This window comes from Enterobacter sp. BRE11 (genome assembly GCF_031844285.1).
Classification (GTDB): domain Bacteria; phylum Pseudomonadota; class Gammaproteobacteria; order Enterobacterales; family Enterobacteriaceae; genus Pantoea.
Genome location: NZ_JAUZUX010000015.1, coordinates 1 through 21,709, shown reverse-complemented (window position 1 = coordinate 21,709; position 21,709 = coordinate 1). Strand labels below are relative to the sequence as shown.

At 59.5% G+C, this 21,709-nt stretch carries 18 protein-coding genes; 8 read left to right on the top strand and 10 right to left on the bottom strand.

Annotation, left to right across the window (positions count from 1 at the left end; translation table 11 throughout):
• Window positions 1-119 precede the first annotated feature (119 nt).
• The 7 genes from rsmG to ravA form a co-directional block, all read right to left on the bottom strand.
• Window positions 120-737 (bottom strand): 16S rRNA (guanine(527)-N(7))-methyltransferase RsmG, encoded by a 618-nt coding sequence (gene rsmG, locus Q9R34_RS16090; protein WP_485894973.1) that lies wholly within the window; start codon window positions 735-737, stop codon window positions 120-122.
• Window positions 738-784: 47 nt separating this feature from the next.
• On the bottom strand, window positions 785-2,674 hold the full coding sequence (gene mnmG, locus Q9R34_RS16085; protein WP_434126217.1) for a tRNA uridine-5-carboxymethylaminomethyl(34) synthesis enzyme MnmG: 1,890 nt from the start codon (window positions 2,672-2,674) through the stop codon (window positions 785-787).
• A 441-nt stretch (window positions 2,675-3,115) separates the two neighbouring features.
• Window positions 3,116-3,556 carry an FMN-binding protein MioC gene (mioC, locus tag Q9R34_RS16080; RefSeq protein WP_485894970.1) on the bottom strand — a complete coding sequence of 147 codons (441 nt, stop codon included), beginning with the start codon at window positions 3,554-3,556 and terminating at the stop codon, window positions 3,116-3,118.
• 152 nt (window positions 3,557-3,708) lie between these two features.
• Window positions 3,709-4,170 carry a transcriptional regulator AsnC gene (gene asnC, locus Q9R34_RS16075; protein WP_033755376.1) on the bottom strand — a complete coding sequence of 154 codons (462 nt, stop codon included), beginning with the start codon at window positions 4,168-4,170 and terminating at the stop codon, window positions 3,709-3,711.
• A 102-nt stretch (window positions 4,171-4,272) separates the two neighbouring features.
• Window positions 4,273-6,411, bottom strand: a complete 2,139-nt coding sequence (gene ovoA, locus Q9R34_RS16070) for a 5-histidylcysteine sulfoxide synthase (RefSeq protein ID WP_485894968.1) — start codon at window positions 6,409-6,411, stop codon at window positions 4,273-4,275.
• Between the two features lie 70 nt (window positions 6,412-6,481).
• A complete protein-coding gene (gene viaA, locus Q9R34_RS16065) occupies window positions 6,482-7,942 on the bottom strand; it encodes an ATPase RavA stimulator ViaA (protein WP_485894966.1) in 1,461 nt (486 codons plus the stop codon).
• Window positions 7,939-9,435: an ATPase RavA gene (gene ravA / locus Q9R34_RS16060; protein WP_434126222.1), complete on the bottom strand. Its 1,497-nt coding sequence runs from the start codon at window positions 9,433-9,435 to the stop codon at window positions 7,939-7,941. The genes viaA and ravA overlap by 4 nt, the downstream gene beginning before the upstream one ends.
• Before the next feature lie 273 nt (window positions 9,436-9,708).
• On the opposite strand from ravA, the gene kup reads away from it, so the two are divergent.
• Window positions 9,709-11,577, top strand: coding sequence for a low affinity potassium transporter Kup (kup, locus tag Q9R34_RS16055; protein ID WP_434126224.1), 1,869 nt, complete (start codon window positions 9,709-9,711; stop codon window positions 11,575-11,577).
• A gap of 3 nt (window positions 11,578-11,580) precedes the next feature.
• Here the strand turns inward: kup and qseC are convergent, their stop codons facing one another.
• Entirely contained in the window at window positions 11,581-12,912 is a 1,332-nt protein-coding gene (qseC, locus tag Q9R34_RS16050; protein WP_485894963.1) for a quorum sensing histidine kinase QseC, read from the bottom strand.
• Window positions 12,909-13,571, bottom strand: coding sequence for a quorum sensing response regulator transcription factor QseB (gene qseB, locus Q9R34_RS16045; protein WP_485894961.1), 663 nt, complete (start codon window positions 13,569-13,571; stop codon window positions 12,909-12,911). The genes qseC and qseB overlap by 4 nt, the downstream gene beginning before the upstream one ends.
• A gap of 162 nt (window positions 13,572-13,733) precedes the next feature.
• Here qseB and Q9R34_RS16040 point away from each other — a divergent pair, with 162 nt between their 5' ends.
• The 7 genes from Q9R34_RS16040 (at window position 13,734) to rbsR (ending at window position 20,099) form a co-directional block, all read left to right on the top strand.
• Window positions 13,734-14,129 (top strand): YgiW/YdeI family stress tolerance OB fold protein, encoded by a 396-nt coding sequence (locus tag Q9R34_RS16040; RefSeq protein WP_434126229.1) that lies wholly within the window; start codon window positions 13,734-13,736, stop codon window positions 14,127-14,129.
• 170 nt (window positions 14,130-14,299) lie between these two features.
• Window positions 14,300-14,719 carry a D-ribose pyranase gene (gene rbsD, locus Q9R34_RS16035; RefSeq protein WP_485894958.1) on the top strand — a complete coding sequence of 140 codons (420 nt, stop codon included), beginning with the start codon at window positions 14,300-14,302 and terminating at the stop codon, window positions 14,717-14,719.
• Window positions 14,720-14,726: 7 nt separating this feature from the next.
• Window positions 14,727-16,235: a ribose ABC transporter ATP-binding protein RbsA gene (rbsA, locus tag Q9R34_RS16030; RefSeq protein ID WP_485894956.1), complete on the top strand. Its 1,509-nt coding sequence runs from the start codon at window positions 14,727-14,729 to the stop codon at window positions 16,233-16,235.
• A complete protein-coding gene (gene rbsC, locus Q9R34_RS16025) occupies window positions 16,232-17,203 on the top strand; it encodes a ribose ABC transporter permease (RefSeq protein ID WP_434126232.1) in 972 nt (323 codons plus the stop codon). The genes rbsA and rbsC overlap by 4 nt, the downstream gene beginning before the upstream one ends.
• A 26-nt stretch (window positions 17,204-17,229) precedes the next feature.
• Window positions 17,230-18,105, top strand: coding sequence for a ribose ABC transporter substrate-binding protein RbsB (gene rbsB, locus Q9R34_RS16020; RefSeq protein WP_485894954.1), 876 nt, complete (start codon window positions 17,230-17,232; stop codon window positions 18,103-18,105).
• A gap of 65 nt (window positions 18,106-18,170) precedes the next feature.
• On the top strand, window positions 18,171-19,103 hold the full coding sequence (gene rbsK / locus Q9R34_RS16015; RefSeq protein WP_434126233.1) for a ribokinase: 933 nt from the start codon (window positions 18,171-18,173) through the stop codon (window positions 19,101-19,103).
• A gap of 3 nt (window positions 19,104-19,106) precedes the next feature.
• Window positions 19,107-20,099 carry a ribose operon transcriptional repressor RbsR gene (rbsR, locus tag Q9R34_RS16010; protein WP_485894952.1) on the top strand — a complete coding sequence of 331 codons (993 nt, stop codon included), beginning with the start codon at window positions 19,107-19,109 and terminating at the stop codon, window positions 20,097-20,099.
• Here the strand turns inward: rbsR and mdtD are convergent.
• Window positions 20,096-21,499, bottom strand: a complete 1,404-nt coding sequence (gene mdtD, locus Q9R34_RS16005; protein WP_485894950.1) for a multidrug transporter subunit MdtD — start codon at window positions 21,497-21,499, stop codon at window positions 20,096-20,098. The two genes, rbsR and mdtD, sit on opposite strands and share 4 nt — an antisense overlap.
• Window positions 21,500-21,709: the final 210 nt, after the last annotated feature.

Genomic DNA, 21,709 nt, shown 5'->3' with positions numbered 1-21,709 from the left:
ATTTTGCTGCCACCGCGTTTAAAATCGCCGTGTGCTGAGATATCAACTGCCGATTTTATGAGCAGCGCATTGAGTAAGCCAAATGCCTTTGAACGCCTTAATCCCTGCGCTGTTTAGGGCTATTCGCGTCCGATGATCACCAGGTGACGCTCGCCGTCCAGCTCGGGAACCTGTAGCGCTTCGACAGCAACCAGACGAAAGCCGGCCGGCAGGCTGGCAATTTCATCGTCGGGACGCACCCCTTTCAGCGCATAAAATTGTCCCTGCGCGGAAGGCAGATGATGACACCAGTTCACCATATCCTGCAGCGAGGCGAACGCGCGGCTGATGACGCCGTCGAACGGCGGCTCGGAGGGAAACGCCTCTACCCTGCTCTGCACCGGCGTGATGTTAGACAAGCCCAGCTCATGCTGAACCTGACGCAGGAAACGCACGCGCTTGCCCAGGCTGTCGAGCAGCGTAAAGTGCGCCTGCGGCAGTACAATTGCGAGCGGAATGCCCGGCAGACCCGGTCCGGTGCCCACGTCGATAAAGCGTTCGCCCTTCAGATGAGGCGCTACCACGATACTGTCGAGGATATGGCGCACCAGCATCTGCTGCGGATCGCGCACTGACGTCAGGTTATAGGCTTTGTTCCACTTATCCAGCAGGCCAACATAGGCGACCAGCTGCTCTTTTTGTTGATCGGAGAGGGAAATACCGGCTGCCTTTAGCAGCGAAGCGAGTTTTGTGATCACAGCATAAATCCAGTCAGCGGGGGCGAGCGGCCTCGCCCCGTTTCAGGTCAGGCGCTTTTGCGCAGCAGCCCTTGTTTTTTCAGGTAAATCAACAAAATCGAAATCGCCGCCGGCGTGATGCCGGAGATACGCGACGCCTGTCCGATCGAAGAAGGCTTATGATCGTTAAGCTTGGCGATGACTTCGTTCGACAGGCCGTTGACCTGGCGATAATCCAGCTCGGCCGGCAGCAGCGTATTTTCATTGCGCAGTTGACGATCGATCTCTTCCTGCTGGCGCGCGATGTAGCCTTCGTACTTCACCTGAATCTCAACCTGTTCGGCCGCCTGCGCGTCAGAGAGCGACGGGCCGAAGCTCGGCAGCGCGGTAAGCTGAGCGTAGGTCAGCTCAGGACGACGCAGCAGATCTTCTCCGCTCGCCTCTTTGGTGATCGCGCTATTAAGCAGCGTGTTCACTTCGGCAACGTTTTCCGACTTCGGATGGACCCAGATATCACGCAGACGCTGACGCTCCTGCTCAATCGCCTCCAGCTTCTGGTTAAAGCGCGCCCAGCGGGCATCATCCACCAGACCCAGCTCGCGGCCGGTTTCGGTCAGACGGAGATCGGCGTTATCTTCGCGCAGCATCAGACGATATTCAGCGCGCGAGGTAAACATGCGATACGGCTCTTTGGTGCCGAGCGTGCAGAGATCGTCCACCAGCACGCCGAGGTAGGCCTGATCGCGACGCGGGGCCCAGCCCTCTTTGTCGGCGGAGTGGCGTCCAGCGTTAAGGCCTGCCAGCAGTCCCTGCGCCGCCGCCTCTTCGTAGCCGGTGGTGCCGTTGATCTGGCCAGCGAAGAACAGCCCGTGAATATATTTGCTCTCCAGCGTCGGCTTGAGATCGCGCGGATCGAAAAAGTCATACTCGATCGCATAGCCCGGGCGAACGATTTTCGCGTTCTCCAGCCCCTTCATAGAGCGCACGATCTGCATCTGTACGTCAAACGGCAGGCTGGTAGAGATGCCATTCGGGTAAATTTCGTTGCTGGTCAGCCCTTCAGGCTCCAGGAAAATCTGATGCGCATTGCGATCGGCGAAGCGCATCACTTTGTCTTCGATCGACGGGCAGTAGCGCGGACCGATCCCCTCGATGATCCCGGCATACATCGGGCTGCGATCGAGGTTATTGCGGATCACCTCATGGGTCTGCTCGTTGGTATAGGTGATCCAGCAGGGAACCTGCTGCGGATGCTGCGAGGCATCCCCCATGAACGAGAAGACCGGCATCGGGTTGTCGCCATGCTGCGGGCTGAGCACGGAAAAATCGATGGTGCGCGCGTCGATGCGCGGCGGCGTACCGGTCTTCAGACGGCTGACGCGCAGCGGCAGCGCGCGCAGGCGCTTCGCCAGCGGAACAGACGGCGGATCGCCCGCGCGACCGCCGCTGTAGTTATCCAGCCCGATATGAATTTTGCCGTCAAGGAAGGTTCCCACGGTAAGCACCACGGCTTTGGCGCGGAACTTCAGCCCCATCTGCGTAACAGCACCCACGACGCGATCGTTTTCAACGATAAGATCGTCCACCGCCTGCTGGAAGATCATCAGGTTAGGCTGGTTCTCCAGCGCGGTGCGTACCGCCTGGCGATACAGCACGCGATCCGCCTGCGCGCGGGTGGCGCGCACCGCCGGGCCTTTGCTGCTGTTTAGTATCCTAAACTGGATGCCCGCTTTGTCGATTGCCGTGGCCATCAGGCCGCCTAAGGCATCCACTTCCTTAACCAGATGTCCTTTTCCAATGCCACCGATCGCCGGGTTGCAGGACATTTGTCCAAGCGTATCAATGTTATGGGTGAGTAACAGCGTCTGCTGACCCATTCGGGCAGCGGCCATCGCGGCTTCTGTGCCCGCATGACCACCACCGATTACGATGACGTCAAAAGGATCTGGATAAAACATGAAGTGGTACCTCGTTGATGAACTGGCAGGGATCGTTGCCCTGGGCGGTGGATTCTACTGAAATTCCGCCGAGGGTGAAAGCGGCGGGATCTGCGGGTTTAAAAGAAAGGATCTTTATTCTGTATATGATCTTTCTGTTAGATCTCTTTATTAGGATCGCGACGACCTGTGGATAAGCATGAAAAGCAATCGCTTATCAGGCAGATAGCGAGGATCCTTTGCTGTGAATGATCGGTGATCCTGACCCGTATAAGCTGGGATCAAAATAGCGAGTTATGCACAGCTCATAAAAGCATCCGCGGTTATTATCTGGATAACTACCGGTTTTACGCAGTATTCAGGCATGGTTATCCACAAAAAAAACGAGCGAGGTCGGATAAAAACAGACGTTTTAGCTGGGGATCCTGTGAAATACCCGATCCCCTGCGGCAAAGGATCCGCTCAGAGATGAGCCATCCACCCGCTGAGCCAGGCCTCGGCCGGATCTTCGGGGATCTCATGCTCCAGCACGTCGATTTCCAGCCGCTCGCCGATGCGCTGCGCACCACGAGCGATCAGCTGCGCATCCAGAGAACGAATCGCGCCGCAGAAGAGATCGTATTCATGGTTGCCAAGGCCGACAGCCCCGAACCGCAATGCCGACAGATCGGGCTGGGTCTCGGCAATCGCTTCATATAAAGGCTGCAGATTATCCGGCAGTTCGCCTGCACCATGGGTAGAACTCACCACCAGCCAGATCCCCTGCTGCGGCAGCTCGTCCAGCGTCGGGCCGTGCAGCAGCTGGGTGGAAAACCCCGCTTCCTGCAGTTTCTCTTCCAGATGTTCGGCCACATATTCGGCGCTGCCCAGCGTGCTGCCACTGATTAAAGTAATGTCGGCCATGATGCTCTCCCGGAATAAAGGCGAGCATTGTACGCTGTGATCAAGCCGTGATCCACCTGTGGAAAACAGGGTTAATAGAAATGAGGATGCGAACGCAGCCGCTGGTGCTGGCGGCGAACGCAGGGGATAAGATTGTGCACAGAAAAAAAAGATCAGGGCTTGATGGTGCGCATGATCGGGTTTTGCAGCGAGATCAGGGTTTCAGTGGACTGGATTTCGTCAATGGTCTGGATCTTGTTGATCAGCACCTGCTGCAGCGCGTCGATAGATCGGCACATCACCTTAATAAAGATGCTGTAGTGGCCCGTGGTGTACCAGGCCTCAACCACCTCGTCGAGCGCCTCCAGCTTGCTGAGCGCGGCAGGATAGTCGCGCGCGCTCTTCAGGATGATGCCAATGAAGCAGCAGACGTCGAACCCCAGCTGACGCGGATCGATCTCGACGCGGGTGCCGAGAATAATGCCGGCCTGTTTCATCTTCTCCACGCGAACATGGATGGTGCCCGGACTGACGTTGAACTGTTTCGCCAGTTCGGCGTAAGCGGTGCGGGCATTGTCCAGCAACGCATTCAGGATCCCGCGATCCAGGTTGTCCAGTTGCAGTGATTCGGCCATATCATCCTCATGTCAGCTCTTCTTCTTTGAACAGAGGAGAATGTGCAGCAAAAAGCGACGGCAGGCAATCTCCAGCAGCGGCGTTTGCCGCTGCTGTCAGGATTAACGCTTACGCCACAGCGTGGCCTGCGCCAGCGAATGCTGATACTTGCGCGCGGTTTCGCGGATCACGAAAGGCTGCTCCTGCGGCGCGCCAACCGGCTCAAACTCCGCCGCCAGCAGCCGCTGTAGCGCCTGCAGCGTCGTGAGCGCCTCGCCGTTTTCGCGGATGCCGCCCAGCCAGTTCTCTTTCGGCGTGAAGGCTTCCAGCCAGGTATAAGGCGAGGAGAGCAGCAGCAGACCGCCGGCGCGTATCATCGGCGCGATATCCTGCAGAAAGCGCTGTGGCTGACGCAGGCGATCGATCAGGTTTGCGGCCAGCACCAGATCGTACTGAGCAGGCTGCGGTTTGAGGTTGCAGGCGTCGCCCTGTACGAACTGAATGCGCCGCGCCTGTTCGACGTCGAGAGCGAAATCTTTCAGGCGCACCTGGCGATACGCCACCAGATCGCCCTCTTCCGGCACCACATAGCGGAAATCCTCGCCCGAGGCGAGCTGCAGCGCGACGTCGATAAAGCGTGCCGAATAATCCATCCCGATCACCCGTTCGAAATGGCGTGCCAGTTCGAAGCTGGCGCGGCCGGTGGCGCAGCCAATATCAAGCGCGCTGCCGTGCGACGCGCAGTGGGGCAGCGCCAGCGCTACTAGCGATTCGGCGTAGTTGTCGACGCCGAAATAGCGCGGGCCGTACTGAAAATCGAGATACTGCGACACCATCTCATCGGTTTCGTAGGGGTTGAGCGTCATCGATTCTTTATGGGAAGAGACGACGTAGCGGAAGCCCGCATGCTGGAAAAAGTGGCGACGGAAGGCGTAGCGTGATGACTTCAGCGCCTCGTTGCCGGTGGAGATCCAGCTGCCGCCCTTGATGATTGAATGCTTGCCGTCGAAGGTCGGCGTCGAGAAGTCATCGTAGAGCGGATGCACGCGGAAGCCTTCAAAGCCGTTGATCGGCGTGGTGGTCCACTGCCAGATGTTGCCCACGATGTCGAAAAAGTCGCCCTGGGCGAAGCGATCGACGGCGCAGGATGAGGCCCAGTAGGCAAGGTTAAGATTGCCCGGCGCCTGCTGCCACTCCGGCTGATCGCCCTCGACCTGCTCGCGCAGCTGCATCCATTCCGCCTCGCACGGCAGCTGCACTGACACGCCCGTCTGCTCGGCTTTCCAGCGGCAAAACGCGGCGGCTTCCAGCTGATTAACCTCAACTGGCCAGTCCCAGGGCATCGCGACCTCTTCGGTCATCAGGCGCAGTTTCAACGCGTCCGGCTGCTGCGCGTCGCCAACCCAGAAAGTTGGCATCTGCGCCTCGGCAAAGCTGCGCCAGCCCCAGCCTTCGTCATCCCAGTAGTGGCGCTGCTGGTAGCCGCCCGCCGCAACAAATGCGAAAAACTCGGCATTGCTGACCAGCATTTTGCTGGCTTTGAACGGCTGGAGTTCGGTCGTCAGGCTGCCGTATTCGTTATCCCAGCCGTAGGTATCGTCGCTTTTCCCCTGTGTAACGACGCCGCCTGGCATGGCGATCAGGCTGTTGGCCGGTACCGCGTCGCGCAGGTGACGCGCCTCCTGACAGGCTGGCCACTGCGGCTGCGGCGTAACCCATTCGATGGGCAGCTGGCGCATCAGCACGCTGGAGGTTTCCAGATGAATACGTTCATGCTCAATACCCATCAGGATCACCCACGCCGGGCTTTCCCAGTCTATCGGCAACGCCAGCGGCATGGTTTCGATAAAGCGCGTCACCAGGCTTTTCACTTTGCCGCGGTAATCCCGCACCTCCTGCACGCTGGGCCAGGCGTAGTGGCTCTCATCGAGATCGTCCCAGCTCATCTCATCCACGCCGATCGCCATCATCGCCTCGATGCGGTCGTCCACGCGCGCGTCGATGTAGCGGCCTGCCATCAGCTTATTGATATAGAAAGAGGCGGTGTGGCCGAAATAGAAAATTAAAGGATGGCGCAGCGAGATGGCTTTGGTAAACCAGGCGCGATCGTCGGCAAGACAATCGAACAGGCTTTCATACAGTTCCCAGGTTTGCGTGTAGTAAGCCAGCAGCTCGGCGCGTTTCTCTGCCACGCTGCTGCCGGAAAGGTGTACCGTACGGGTCGGCGCCGGTAATGCCTGATGTTGTTGTTCGATAGTCACAGTGAACTCCGTTAGCTGAATAAACACAGCGGGTCATTCACTATAGCAAATCGGGGTTTCTGCCCCGTGACTAACGCCGCCAGCGGCGCAGCAGGCGGCTTTTCATGCCGGTATCGAAGCGCCAGATATGATCGAAGATGCGCAGAATGCCGGGTTTGCCGTGGGCCGACATCGCCACGGCGTGAAAGCGCTGCTGCTGATGCAGCTGACGCAGCTTAATCAGGCTGACGATCTCGTCGGGCAGCCGCTGAGCGATAAAGTCGGAGACGACCACGGCGTCGGCATCCTGCCACAGCGCGCCCTCCATACGCTTTGCCACGGCGGCCAGACAGGCGGCAAGGTCGGTGCCGCCGCGAAAGCGCTGGCTGAGAAAGCGGATCGCCTGCTCCAGCCCGTCGTCGCCGGTGAGCTCGTAGCCGATAACGTCGTGGGCAAACAGCATAATGTAACAGCGCCGCCGATCGGCCAGCGCCACTTTCAACAGCGCCAGGCAGAACGCTTTGGCGCAGCGCTCGTTAAAGCCGCCCATCGAGCCGGAGGTATCGACGCAGACGATAAAGGGGCCGCGCGGCTGCTCTTCGTGCTGCTGGTGGCTGACCGGTCGCAGCGTGACTTTTTCATGCCAGGCGTCGCCCTGTAGTTTGTAAGTCAGCAGCCGTTTTTCCACCAGGCGACGATAAAATTCCAGCTCCAGCTCGCTGATGCTGATGGTGGCCAGCTCCGGCGGCAGCAGACGCAGCACGTCGTCGCTCTGATGAACGCCGCTTACCTCTTCGGGCACCGCGTCCGGCTCGCGCACCAGCTGGTGGAAAGCCTCCAGCGGCGCATCCTGAGATGGCACCGATTTCGCCTCGCGGCTGCGGCCCAGCTGTTGCGCCAGCGCCAGCAGCTCCGGCTGCTGCGCCAGAAAGTCGCCATACTCCAGCATCAGCTGATAGTCGCCGTGCTGCAGCGGGGCTTTACTCATATCCCATAAGCGACCGGCCGCGGCCTCGTCGTTGTCGCTCAGCAGCGGCGCCAGCTGGCCGCTTAGCGCCATACGCTGCTGCAGCTCGGCCATCAGGCGTTCGCGCTGCTGCTCCAGCAGTTGTTCGTTAAGCGTCAGCGTCTGCAGCGTCAGGCTGAGACGCCAGCGCTGCAGAAACAGCGTATGCTGCGCGCCGCTTAGCTGATGCGCATCAATATGCTGCAACAGGCGCTGTGCCTCCTCCAGAAAGGGCGAAGTCAGCTGTGTCAGCGCCTCGAGTATTTCGGGCAGCTGCTGGCTGAAGTCGTGATGGCTGAGCAGCTGCGCGCGCTGAAACAGCTGAAACTCGTCGGCCAGCGTCTCCGGCACCGGCGTCGCTTTTAGCTCGGCATTGATCTCCGCTTTCCAGCGCGGCACGTCGCGCAGCATCGCCTGCTTCAGGCCGGGGAATTTTTCAAAGAAGATCGCCAGCTGCGGAGAGGCGAGCAGCGCGAGGATCAACTCTTCGATCAGTTCGGCTTCGCCGATGGAGAGCAGCGCGCTGAGCGTCTCCAGCGAGATCATTTACGCGCCTGTTTCAGCTGATCGGCCACGTCCTGCAGGCTGGTTTCGATGCGCGCCAGCCAGTCGTCGCTGATAAACAGACAGCGCTGATGCTGGCTGAACTGATAGCGCTGCGCGCGCAGCTGGGTATCCAGCTCGTCCAGCGCCTCGCTGATTTCAGCCGGCAGCTCGCTGTGCGCAACGGCACCAGGCAGCGTCAGGCGCGCCGTTTGCAGGCTGACGTCGCGCAGCGCCAGACAGTGCTGCGCGTCTACCAGCAGATCGAGCGTCTGAGCGAAACCGATGCCGTTCAGCTTGCCGCGCACGTCGCCGCCCTTCAGCAACCACTGCTCCAGCGCGTCGCGGGCGATCACCACATGGGTAACCTGCATATCGTGCAGCGTCAGCGGCTGCTGCAGCATCAGGGTCAGCTGCGGCTCCGTCAGGCTGGCAGGCAGCTCGTAGTGCGGCTTGCGGCTGAACATGCCGCTGTGTTTTTCCAGCGCGATCGCCTGCGCCACGCTTCTCTGCTGCTGTAGCGCCAGGCGTCGCGCTTTGAGCTGCTGTAGCCTGAGCAGCAGCGTCTGCTGCTGCCACGCCTGCTGCGTCATCAGCTGGTCAATGGCGCGCTCCAGCACCTGCATAGAGGCGACGTCGTGCCACAGGCAATCCTTCAACAGAATAAGGTCGATTGGCGCGATGGCGCTGCGGCCGCTGTAGAAGGCGCTCGCCTGCAGGAGGTGAATCGCTTTTTTCCAGCGGCGATCGGAGATATAGGGCGCGTCGGGCAGGGTTTCCAGCTGCTGGCGCAGCTGATAGATCAGCTCGAAGACGTTATCGGGCAGGCTGACCTGGCTAATGCTCTGCTGCCACTGATGATACTCCTCGTCGCTGATGCGCAGCGATTCCGCGACCGGATTAGCATTTTCATCCTGCTGGTGGGTCAGCATGCTGCGAAAGTTTTGCTTCTCATGCACGTTGTCGAGCCAGAGACGGATCAGCATGCGGTCATAGAGCGCTTCCAGGCCGCTGTCCGCTTCCGGCAGTTCGTTCGAGGCGGTAACCAGCAGGCGCATCGGAATTTTTTCTTCGCTGTCGCCATTGCGGAAGCGGCGCTCGTTAATGGCGGTCAGCAGGGTATTAAGGATGGCGGGGCCCGCCTTCCAGATCTCATCGAGAAACACGATCTCCGCGTCGGGCAGATAGCCTTTCGTCAGCCGCTGATAGCGGCCTTCATCTTTTAACGCCTGAATCGACAGCGGGCCGAACACCTCCTCGGGCGTCGAGAAGCGCGTCATCAGGTATTCAAACGCGCGGGCATTCTGAAAAGCGTATTTCAGACGGCGGGCGATCAGGCTCTTGGCGATGCCCGGCGGGCCAAGCAAAAAGACGCTTTCACCGCTCAGCGCCGCCAGCAGACAGAGGCGAATAGCGTCGTGGCGTTCATACAGACCCTTCTCGAGGGCATTGCTGAGACGAGAAATTCTTTCTGCCAAAAGATGGGGTTGAGCCATAATCACTTCATTGTCCTTCTGTTACTGCTGCCGTCTTATTATGGCAGGCGCACTACTCTACTGATTATGATGCGTGAAAGCGTTGATTGCCGTCCGCTTTTTTTGTGTCACAAAATCCAATCATCGCATAATGCCGCCAGAAAAATCGTCAGCGCTGACAGCATCGATGAAAGTGCGGGGTGGGTTTTTTAGAAAACAGGTGCATACTGTGCGCTTTTTGACAGCAAGAGCGATGGGGGGTTGCGCCTCTCTGCTCCAACAAAAGATGACTCTATGAGCTCGGATAACAAGCAATCACTTAGTGCGTTAACGCTGGCCGCGATTGGCGTAGTGTATGGCGATATCGGCACCAGCCCGCTCTATACCTTGCGTGAATGCCTCTCCGGTCAGTTTGGTTTCGGCGTGGAGCGCGAAGCGGTTTTCGGCTTTCTGTCGCTGATTTTCTGGCTGCTGCTGCTGGTGGTCTCGCTGAAATATATCAGCTACGTCATGCGCGCGGACAACGCCGGCGAGGGCGGCATTTTAACCCTGATGTCGCTGGCAGGCCGCAATACCGGCGCACGCGCTACGGCGGTACTGGTCATTATGGGCCTGATCGGCGGCAGCTTCTTTTATGGGGAAGTGGTGATTACACCCGCCATCTCCGTCATGTCGGCGATTGAAGGGCTGGAGATTGCTGCGCCCTCGCTCGATCCCTTTATCGTTCCGCTCTCTATCGCAGTGCTGACGCTGCTGTTTATCATCCAGAAGCATGGCACCGGTATAGTGGGCAAACTCTTCGCCCCCGTGATGCTGATCTGGTTCGCCACGCTGGCGGTACTGGGCGTCACCGGCATCATGAAGAACCCGGAAGTGCTTCAGGCGCTTAATCCCTCCTGGGCGGTCAGCTTCTTCATGCACTACAAGACCATTTCGTTCTTTGCGCTGGGCGCGGTGGTGCTGGCGATTACCGGCGTGGAAGCGCTCTATGCAGACATGGGGCACTTCGGCAAAATGCCGATTCGCATCGCCTGGTTTATCGTGGTGCTGCCATCGCTGGTGCTGAACTATTTCGGCCAGGGCGCGCTGCTGCTCAGCGATCCGAAAGCGATTAAAAATCCTTTCTTCCTGCTGGCGCCGGACTGGGCGCTGATCCCGCTGCTGATTCTGGCGACGCTGGCGACGGTTATCGCCTCGCAGGCGGTGATCTCTGGCGTCTTCTCGCTGACGCGCCAGGCGGTGCGCCTGGGTTACCTGCCTGGCATGCGCATTATCCATACCTCAGAGATGGAGTCCGGTCAGATCTACGTGCCGATGATCAACTGGGTGCTCTATTTCGCCGTGCTGATCGTGATTATCAGCTTTGAACACTCCAGCAACCTGGCGGCGGCTTATGGCATCGCGGTTACCGGCACCATGGTGCTGACTTCGATTCTCTCCTGCACCGTCGCGGTAAAAAACTGGCACTGGAGCCGGCTGGCAGTCGGCCTGATCCTGACGCTGTTTCTCTGCATCGATGTGCCGCTCTTCTCCGCCAACCTGATTAAGCTTTTCTCTGGCGGCTGGCTGCCGCTCTGTCTGGGGCTGATCATGTTCCTGATTATGACGACCTGGAAGAGCGAGCGCTTTCGCCTGCTGCGCCGGATGCACGAGCACGGCAACTCACTGGAGGCAATGATCGCCTCGCTGGAGAAATCGCCGCCGGTGCGCGTGCCGGGTACCGCCGTCTATATGTCGCGCGCGCTCAACGTGATCCCCTTTGCGCTGCTGCACAACCTCAAGCACAACAAGGTGCTGCACGAGCGCGTGGTCTTTTTGACGCTGCGCACCGAAGATGCGCCTTACGTGCATAACGTGCGCCGCGTCGCCATCGAACAGCTGTCGCCAACCTTCTGGCGCGTGGTGGCCAGCTACGGCTGGCGCGAAACGCCGAATGTAGAGGAGATTTTCCACCGCTGCGGGCTGGAAGGGCTTAACTGCCGGATGATGGAGACCTCGTTCTTTATGTCGCACGAGTCGCTGATTATAGGCAAACGTCCCTGGTATCTGCGCCTGCGCGGCAAGCTCTTCCTGGCGCTGCAGCGCAACGCGCTGCGGGCGCCTGACCAGTTTGAGATCCCGCCGAACCGGGTTATTGAGCTCGGCACCCAGGTCGAGATCTGATCGTTACCAGCGCAGGGTGACGCAGAGTCCGCCGCCCTCGCGCTGGCTGAAGCGCAGCTGCATGCTGTGCAGCTGCGCGACGTTGCGCACAATCGACAATCCCAGCCCGCTGCCGCTCTTCTCCTGTCCGGGCGGCCGCCAGAACCGCTCACCCAGACGCTGCATCTCCGCCTCGCTCAGGCCCGCGCCATTATCCTCAACGCGCAGCCCGCGGTTCTCCAGCACTATCCGGACGTCGCTGCCTTCCGGCGTATAGCGAATGGCGTTGTCCAGCAGGTTGCGTACCAGCAGCGACAGCAGCAGCGGATGACCCTGCATAACCGGCTCGGCAAGCGTTTCCAGACGCAGCGCGACGCCAGCGCGATCGGCGTGTGGCAGCTGCTCGGCCAGTGCCTCCTGCAGCAGGCTATGGAGGTCGACTGGCTGAAACGCCTCGCGCGCGTCCTCCGCCTCGGCGCGCGACAGCGTCAGCAGCTGATCCACCAGCCGCGTAGCGCGCTGAATACCGGCGTCCAGCTGGCGCAACGCATGCTGGCGCATCCCCTCGTCGTCAGCGGCAAGCTGCACCACCTCGCTCTGCACGCGCAGCGCCGCCAGCGGGCTGCGTAGCTCGTGGGCGGCGTCGGAGGTAAAGCGGCGCTCGCGCTGCACCATAGCGCTGATGCGGCTGAACAGCCCGTTCAGCGCTTCCGTTAGCGGTCTGACCTCCAGCGGCACCCGCCCGGCGTCCAGCGGTCTGTCGTCGTCCGGCGCGCGCTGCGCCAGCAGTTGCGTAATGCGCTTGAGCGGGCGCAGCTCGCGCCATACCAGGCCAAGCAGCAGCAGCAGCATCAGCGGCAGCGCGATAAGCCAGGGCAGAATGCTGCTTTGCACCAGCGCTTTCGCCATATCGTCGCGGTATTCCCACTCCTGGCCCACCACGATGCGGTGCTGGCCGTCCGGCGTCGTCAGCCAGACAAAGCGCCAGTCGTCATCGTCGTCGATTAACCGTCCGTCGTGAAATCCCTGCGCCTCGGCGTCGAACGGGAGCATTCTGCCGTTTTCGCCGTCGTTCAGCACCGGCCTGCCGTCTCGGGTGAAAATAGCAAAGGCGAGCGCGTCGTCATCCTGATCGCCGCGATGGTGGCGCAGCAGAGCCTTGTTTTTAGGCAGCGTAGCGTCAGCGGGCGCGGTGAGGTCAAGCGCCATCAGGCGTTTGGCGAACAGCAGCTGCTGGGTGTCGAACAGTTCGTTAATGGTATCGCGCGTCTGTAGCCAGGCGCTCAGGCTGGCGCTGCCCCAGCAGAGGCCAAGCAGCAGCACAAAGCCGACCCCAAGCCGGAGAAACAGGCTCATTGCGGCTCTCCCAGCATATAGCCGACGCCGTGCACGGTGCGGATAAAAGTCGCGCCGAGCTTTTTACGCAGGTGATGAATATGCACTTCCACTGCGTTGCTGGAGACGTCGGCATCCCAGCTGTAGAGCTTCTCTTCCAGCTGCGCACGCGTCAGCACGCGGCCAGGATGGCGTAAAAACAGCTCCAGCAGCGCCAGCTCCCGGCTTTTGAGCGTAACGACCTCGTCATCCAGGGTCACGCTATGGCTGGCAGGTTGCATTATGACGTTACCGTGACGCAGTTCCGGCTGTAGCTGGCCGTGGCGACGCCGGATAAGCGCCTGTAGTCGTGCGGCGACTTCCGTCAGAGCGAAGGGTTTACAGAGATAGTCGTCTGCCCCCAGCTGCAACCCCTCTACGCGCTGATCGAGGGCGTCGCGGGCGGTCAGGATCAGCACCGGCACGTCCGCGCCCTGCTGTCGCCAGTCGCGCAGAATTTCCAGCCCGTCGCGCTGCGGCAGCGAGAGATCGAGGATGACCGCATCCCAGGGGGCGGCATGCAGCGCGGCAAACCCCCCATCGCCGGAAACAAACCAGTCGACGCTGAAACCTAATTTTCCCAGGCCAGCCTTGATGCCATCGCCAATCAGCCGGTCATCCTCAATCAGTAAAATACGCATTTTCCCTCCTGTGTCCGCAAAGGCTTTATACGAAGGAGAACGCTGCTTGTACAGGTGATATCGCTACTTTTCGCTTATTTTTGCCTCTTAAGATCCTGTTAAGAACTCCGTGTTTTAATTAGCAGCGTACAAAACACACATTCATGGAAACGAGGTGAAAATATGAAAAAGCATGCCGCACTCTTAGCTATCCTGGCGCTGACCACTGCACCGGTCTTTGCCGCGCCGCAAGGCGGATTTGTCGATGCGAATGCGCCTGCCGTTCAGGCGAAACAGGGAGGTTTTCAGAATGACCAGAGCAGCGTGGTGACCGTCAAGCAGGCGGAAGAGATGAAAGACGACAGCTGGATTACCGTGCGCGGTCAGCTGGAGAAACAGATCGGCGACGAAGATTATCTGTTTCGCGACGCCACCGGCACCATGAAAGTCGAGATCGACCACAAGCGCTGGGAGGGTTTGACCATTACGCCGAAAGATCGCGTTGAGCTGACGGGGGAGCTGGACAAAGATTTCAACAGCATTGAACTTGACGTTAAGCAGGTGCGTAAAGCGCCGTAACGCCTTCCCTGCCGGGCCGCTTCAGCGGCCCTTTTTATCGCCTAAGCCAAATTGGCCTGCGCGCGAGCGAAACGTTTCGATAACGATCACACTTCTCGATTTCCCCCGTTGAGTTACCGCCGCCATTTCATACACTGCCGTCAGCGAAACGTTTCGCTCTGGAGCAGAAAATGAAAAAAGGTCGCCTGTTAAACGCTGAAATCTCTTACCTGATTGCCCGCCTGGGCCATACGGATACGCTGACCATTGCCGATGCCGGCTTGCCGATCCCGGCAGGGCCGCAGCGCATCGATCTGGCGCTGACGCCGGGCACGCCCGATTTTATGCAGGTGGTAAAAGCCGTCACGCTGGAGATGCAGGTGGAAAGCGCCCTGATTGCGGAAGAGGTTAAGCAGCATAATCCGCAGCTCCATAGCGAGCTTCTCGCCGTGCTCGAAGCCTTGCAACAGCACCAGGGAAACAAGATTGCAGTACGTTACACCAGTCATGAACAGTTCAAACAACAGACTCAACGCAGTCAGGCGGTCATTCGCAGCGGAGAGTGCTCTCCGTTTGCGAATGTCATCCTGAGCGCTGGCGTCACCTTCTGAGGCCGTTATGCAACCCTTATTACAGCTCCAGGGGATTGAGAAATCCTTTCCCGGCGTAAAGGCGTTAAAGAGCGCGTCGCTGGCGGTCTATCCAGAACGCGTGATGGCGCTGGTAGGCGAGAACGGCGCCGGCAAATCCACCATGATGAAGGTGCTGACCGGCATCTACAGCCGCGATGCGGGTTCGCTGCGCTGGCTGGGTGAAGAGACCACCTTCAGCGGCCCGAAAGCGTCGCAGGAAGCGGGTATCGGCATTATTCATCAGGAACTAAACCTCATTCCGCAGCTGACCGTAGCGGAGAACATTTTTTTGGGACGCGAGTTCGTCAACCGTTTCGGCCGTATTGACTGGAAACGGATGTACGCTGAGGCGGACGCGCTGCTGAAGCGTCTCAACCTGCGTTTCAACAGCCACAAGCTGGTGGGCGATCTTTCGATCGGCGATCAGCAGATGGTGGAGATCGCCAAAGTCCTGAGCTTTAAGTCGCAGGTGATCATTATGGATGAGCCGACCGACGCGCTGACCGATACCGAAACGCTGTCGCTGTTTCGCGTCATCAACGAGCTGAAGGCGCAGGGCTGCGGCATTGTCTATATCTCCCACCGCATGAAAGAGATCTTCGAGATTTGCGACGACGTGACGGTTTTCCGCGACGGCCAGTTTATTGCCGAACGTCCGGTGAATGAGCTCAGCGAAGAGAGCCTGATCGAGATGATGGTCGGGCGCAAGCTGGAAGATCAATACCCACGCCTCGAGCAGGCGCCGGGAGAGATTCGCCTCAAGGTTGAGAACCTCAGCGGACCGGGCGTGCATGAGGTCAGCTTTACGCTGCGCAAAGGCGAGATCCTGGGCGTTTCCGGGCTGATGGGGGCCGGACGCACCGAGCTGATGAAGCTGCTTTACGGCGCCCTGCCGCGCAGCAAAGGCCGCGTCTGGCTCGACGGCCGCGAAGTGGTAACGCGCGCGCCGCAGGATGGTCTGGCCAGCGGCATTGTCTATATCTCCGAGGATCGCAAGCGCGACGGGCTGGTACTGGGCATGTCGGTAAAAGAGAACATGTCGCTGACGGCGCTGCGTTACTTCAGCAACGGCAGCGGCACGCTGAAACACGCCGCTGAGCAGCTGGCGGTGGGCGATTTTATCCGTCTTTTCAATATCAAAACGCCGTCAATGGAGCAGGCAATTGGCCTGCTCTCCGGCGGCAATCAGCAGAAAGTGGCTATCGCGCGCGGGCTGATGACGCGTCCCAACGTGCTGATCCTTGACGAACCGACGCGTGGCGTCGACGTCGGGGCGAAGAAAGAGATTTACCAGCTTATTAATCAGTTCAAGGCCGAAGGGCTAAGCATCATTCTCGTCTCATCGGAGATGCCGGAGGTGCTTGGCATGAGCGACCGCATCCTGGTGATGCATGAAGGCCGTTCCGGCGGCGAATTTACCCGCGAGCAGGCGACGCAGGAATCTTTAATGGCGGCAGCCGTAGGCAAGCAACACAGCGAGGATTTAGTTGTATGAGCACCCAAACCTTACCGTCCAGCCGTCGCTGGTTCAGCAAAGCCTGGCTGATGGAGCAAAAATCGCTGATTGCGCTCATCGTGCTGATCGCGGTGGTGGCGAGCCAGAGCCCTAACTTTTTCACCGTCGCGAACCTGTTCAATATTCTGCAGCAGACCTCGGTCAACGCCATTATGGCGGTCGGCATGACGCTGGTGATCCTCACCTCCGGCATCGATCTCTCGGTGGGATCGCTGCTGGCGCTGACGGGCGCGGTGGCCGCCTCGCTGGTGGGCATAGAGGTCAACGCGCTGGTGGCTGTCGCGGGTGCGCTGGCGCTGGGAGCGGCGATCGGCGCCGTCACAGGCACTATCGTGGCGCGCGGCAAGGTGCAGGCCTTTATCGCCACGCTGGTGATGATGCTGCTGCTGCGCGGCGTCACCATGGTCTACACCGACGGCAGCCCGATTAATACCGGCTTCAACGACAACGCCGATCTCTTCGGCTGGTTCGGCATTGGCCGCCCGCTGGGGATCCCGACGCCGGTGTGGCTGATGGCCGTCGTTTTCCTGCTTGCCTGGTACATGCTGCATCACACGCGCCTTGGTCGTTACATCTACGCGCTGGGCGGCAACGAAGCGGCAACGCGCCTCTCCGGCATTAACGTTAACCGCGTAAAAGTGATCGTCTACGCCCTGAGCGGCATGCTGGCGGCGCTGGCAGGCACCATCGAAGTTGCACGCCTCTCTTCGGCGCAGCCGACGGCGGGTACCGGCTATGAGCTGGACGCGATTGCGGCGGTGGTGCTGGGCGGCACCAGCCTGGCGGGCGGCAAAGGGCGCATTATGGGCACCCTGATTGGCGCGCTGATCCTGGGCTTCCTGAATAACGGCCTGAACCTGATGGGCGTCTCTTCCTACTACCAGATGATCGTAAAAGCGGTGGTAATCCTGCTGGCGGTACTGGTGGATAACAAAAGCAGTAAATAACTCTGACCTTTACACAGGATGAAATGATGAAAAAGTTGACCGCACTGGCTGTGATCCTCGGCGCGACATTAAGCGCCAGCGCAGTGGCGAAAGATACCATCGCGCTGGTGGTGTCGACGCTGAATAACCCCTTCTTTGTCTCGCTGAAAGAGGGCGCGCAGAAAGAGGCCGATAAACTGGGCTACAACCTGGTCGTGCTGGATTCGCAAAACAACCCGGCGAAAGAGCTGGCTAACGTGCAGGATCTGACCGTGCGCGGCGCCAAACTGCTGCTGATCAACCCAACTGATTCCGATGCGGTCGGCAATGCGGTGAAAATGGCTAACCAGGCCAATATCCCGGTGATCACCCTGGACCGCGTCGCGGCGCAGGGCAAAGTGGTGAGCCATGTCGCCTCCGATAACCGTTTCGGCGGCAAAATGGCGGGCGACTATATCGCGAAGCGTCTGGGCGACAATGCCAAAATTATTGAACTGCAGGGTATTGCCGGTACCTCTGCGGCGCGTGAGCGTGGCGAAGGCTTTAAACAGGCCTCGGATGCGCATAAATTCCAGGTGCTGGCGAGCCAGCCAGCGGACTTTGATCGCACTAAGGGCCTGAACGTGATGCAGAACCTGCTGCAGGCGCATCCGGATGTGCAGGCGGTCTTTGCGCAAAATGATGAAATGGCGCTTGGCGCGTTACGTGCATTGCAAACTGCCGGGAAATCTGATGTCGTGGTAGTCGGCTTTGACGGCACCGCCGACGGCGTGAAAGCGGTCGAAGGTGGCAAACTGGCGGCAACAGTCGCTCAGATGCCGGACAACATCGGCATGATTGGCGTCGATACCGCCGATAAAGTGCTGAAAGGTGAAAAAGTGCAGGCCATCAATCCCGTTGACCTGAAACTGGTCACCAAATAACTCAAAGAAAAGCAGGGCAATGCGCCACCTTTAACCGGTGGCGCACTCTTTCTGGATCACACCCTATGAGCAAAAGCGCAAAACTGGCCGTTCTCGGCAGCATTAATGCTGACCATATTCTTAACCTGACGCACTTTCCTCGTCCCGGCGAAACGGTGATCGGGGAGCAGTATACCGTTGCGTTTGGCGGCAAAGGGGCAAACCAGGCGGTCGCCGCCGGGCGAGCTGGCGCAGATATCGCCTTTATCGCCTGCCTTGGCGATGACGCTATCGGCGAGCGTATTCGCGCGCAGCTGGCGCGGGACCGCGTTGATACCGCCGCGGTTGAGACCGTGAGCGGCGAACCCACCGGCGTGGCGATGATTTTCGTCAACGGCGAAGGCGAAAACAGCATCGGCATCTGCGCGGGCGCCAACGCGGCGTTAACGCCTGACTGCGTGGCGCGTCATCAGCAGGTCATTGTCAACGCCTCGGCGCTGCTGATGCAGCTGGAGTCGCCGCTGGAGAGCGTGCTGGCGGCGGCAAAGATCGCGCGCGCCCATCAGACGCAGGTGATCCTCAACCCCGCGCCGGCGACGCCGCTTGACGATGAGCTGCTGGCGCTGGTGGATATCATCACGCCTAATGAAACCGAAGCGGAAAGCCTGACCGGCATCGCCATCTCCAGCGATGAGGAGGCCGCACGCGCGGCAGAGGCGCTGCATGCCAAAGGTATTGGCACCGTACTTATCACCCTGGGACGTCGCGGCGTCTGGCTCAGCGAGCAGGGCGAAAAGGGCGGGCGCATCGCCGGCTTTACGGTGAAAGCGGTCGATACCATTGCGGCAGGTGACACCTTTAACGGCGCATTTATTACGGCGCGGCTGGAAGGCAAAAGCCTGCATGACGCGGTACGCTTTGCCCATGCGGCGGCGGCCATCGCCGTCACGCGCCCGGGCGCGCAGCCCTCCGTGCCGTGGCGCGCGGAAATCGACGATTTTCTACTTCAGCAGGGTTAAGCCTTGGCGACCATGAAAGATGTCGCCCGCATGGCGGGCGTCTCCACCTCCACTGTCTCGCACGTTATCAACAACAACCGTTTTGTCAGCGAAGCGGTGCGCGAGAAGGTCGATCGGGCGATCAGCACGCTGAACTACGCACCTTCGGCGCTGGCGCGCAGCCTTAAGCTTAACCAGACGCACACTATTGGCATGCTGCTGACGGCCAGCAGCAACCCCTTTTACGCCGAAGTGGTGCGCGGCGTCGAAGACAGCTGTTACGAGCGCGGCTACAGCCTGATCCTCTGCAATACGGCGGGCGACGAAGAGCGCATGAACCGCAGCCTGGAAACGCTGCTGCAAAAGCGCGTCGACGGCCTGCTGATCATGTGCACCGAAAGCCATCTGCCCTCAGCCGCCATCCTTAATCGCTATCCTTCTATTCCTGCCGTGATGATGGACTGGGCACCGTTTGAAGGGCGCGGCGATATTATTCAGGACAATGCGCTGCTGGGCGGCGAACTGGCGACGCAGCATCTGATTGACCGCGGCTACACCCGCATCGCCTGCATTTCCGGCCCGCTGGATAAAACCCCGGGACGTATGCGTCTACAGGGCTATTACCATGCGATGGAGAAAAACGGGCTGGCGATTCCGGCTGGCTATGTGATTAACAGCGACTTCGAATTTCAGGGCGGCTACAGCGCCATGAAGGAGCTGCTGGCGCTGGCGTCGCCGCCACAGGCGGTTTTCACCAGCAACGATGCGATGGCAGTCGGGGTTTATCACGCGCTGTTTGAGGCGGGACTGCGCATTCCGCAAGATATGGCGGTAATGGGATATGACGATATAGAACTGGCGCGCTATCTGACGCCACCGCTGACGACGATTCACCAGCCGAAGGATGAGTTAGGCCAGCTGGCGATCGATACCTTAATTCATCGCCTGAACGATCCCGACGCCAGCCAGCAAATGCTGGAGCTGACGCCGGAACTGGTAGTGCGCGCCTCGACTTAAGCGCTTTTCTTCTTTTTATCGCGATTGGTGATCAGGTGACGGCCGTCGCCCGGCCGCAGCAGCGCAAAGGTAAAGGCCGACATCACCGTGACGATGCCCATCGTCAGGAAGGTCGCATGGAACTGCTCGACGGTGCCGGTTTCGAACTCTTGATAAAAGCGCAGCACCGCGGCGCTTACTGCAACGCCAAAGCTAATCGACAGCTGCTGCGTCACCGCCAGCACGCTGTTGCCGCCGCTGGCGTTATCATCGTTCAAATCCGCCAGCGTGATGGTGTTCATCGCGGTGAACTGCGTTGACATCGCCATGCCGAGAATAAACAGCGGCAGTAGCAGCAGAATGATGCTTTCAGACGGCGACTGTAGCGCAAAGCTGGCAATCAGAATGCCGATGACGACGGTAATGCCGACCAGCGTACGGCGATAGCCGAACAGGCGCAGCACCTGAGTCACCGTCGATTTGGCCAGGATCGAGCCGATGGCCGTTGGCGCCATCATGCAGCCCGCCACCACTGCCGAAAAGCCAAACCCGACCTGCAGCATTAACGGCATCAGGAAGGGGACGCAGCCGGTGCCAAGGCGCGACGCAATATTGCCGATAATGCCGACCGAAAAGGTGCGGGTCTTGAACAGCGGCAGGCTGATTAGCGGCGCTGGGTGGCGGCGCGCATGGAGGATATAAAGAAGCAATAATAGTACGCCTGCCGCCAGCACGCCTGACGCCAGCCAGGCAGAGACGATACGCTCGCCGAACAGCTCAATGCCGATCGACAACAAAACCAGCCCCGCGCCGAACAGCAGGAAACCGAGAAAATCGAAGCGACGTCGGGGCAGGGTAAAGTCCGGCATATATTTGCGCGCATAGACAATGCCAAGAATGCCGACGGGAATGTTAATCAGGAATATCCAGTGCCAGGTGGCGTAGGTGACCAGCAGCCCGCCGAGTAGCGGACCCAGTATCGGCCCTACCAGGCCGGGCATGGTGACGAAGTTCAGTACCGGCAGGAGTTCGCTACGCGGATAGGCGCGCAGCAACGCCAGGCGCGCCACCGGCATCATCATCGCGCCGCCTACGCCCTGAACGATGCGCGAGAGCACCAACATCGTCAGCGATTGCGATAAGGCACAGGCCAGCGAGCCAAAGGTAAAGAGTGATACTGCGACAATAAAGACTTTGCGCGTGCCAAAGCGGTCGGCAAGCCAGCCGCTCACGGGAATCAACATGGCGACGGTAAGGGTGTAGCTGATAACGGCGGACTGCATGGCCAGAGGAGAGCGGTCGAGGCTGGTCGCGATAGCGGGTAGCGCAGTATTGAGAATGGTGGCATCCAGTGCCTGCATAAAAAACGCCATGGCGGCTATCCATGGCAGACCGGCCATACTGCGCGCGGATCGTATCATCGAAAATCCTTCTATATAGGTGTCACTAGCTGGCAAGAAACCGAAGTGACAGCATAGCATCGGCATAAAAGGGCTGGTGGGCAATTTTCCACGTCAGAAGGCTGTTTCTGTGCGCTTTTTCGCCCAGAAATGTCTGCTTTTAACCCGTTCGATTAAAAAAAAGGCATCTGGCAATTATTTTTAAAGAAATGCTTGTCAGCCCGGCAGAAC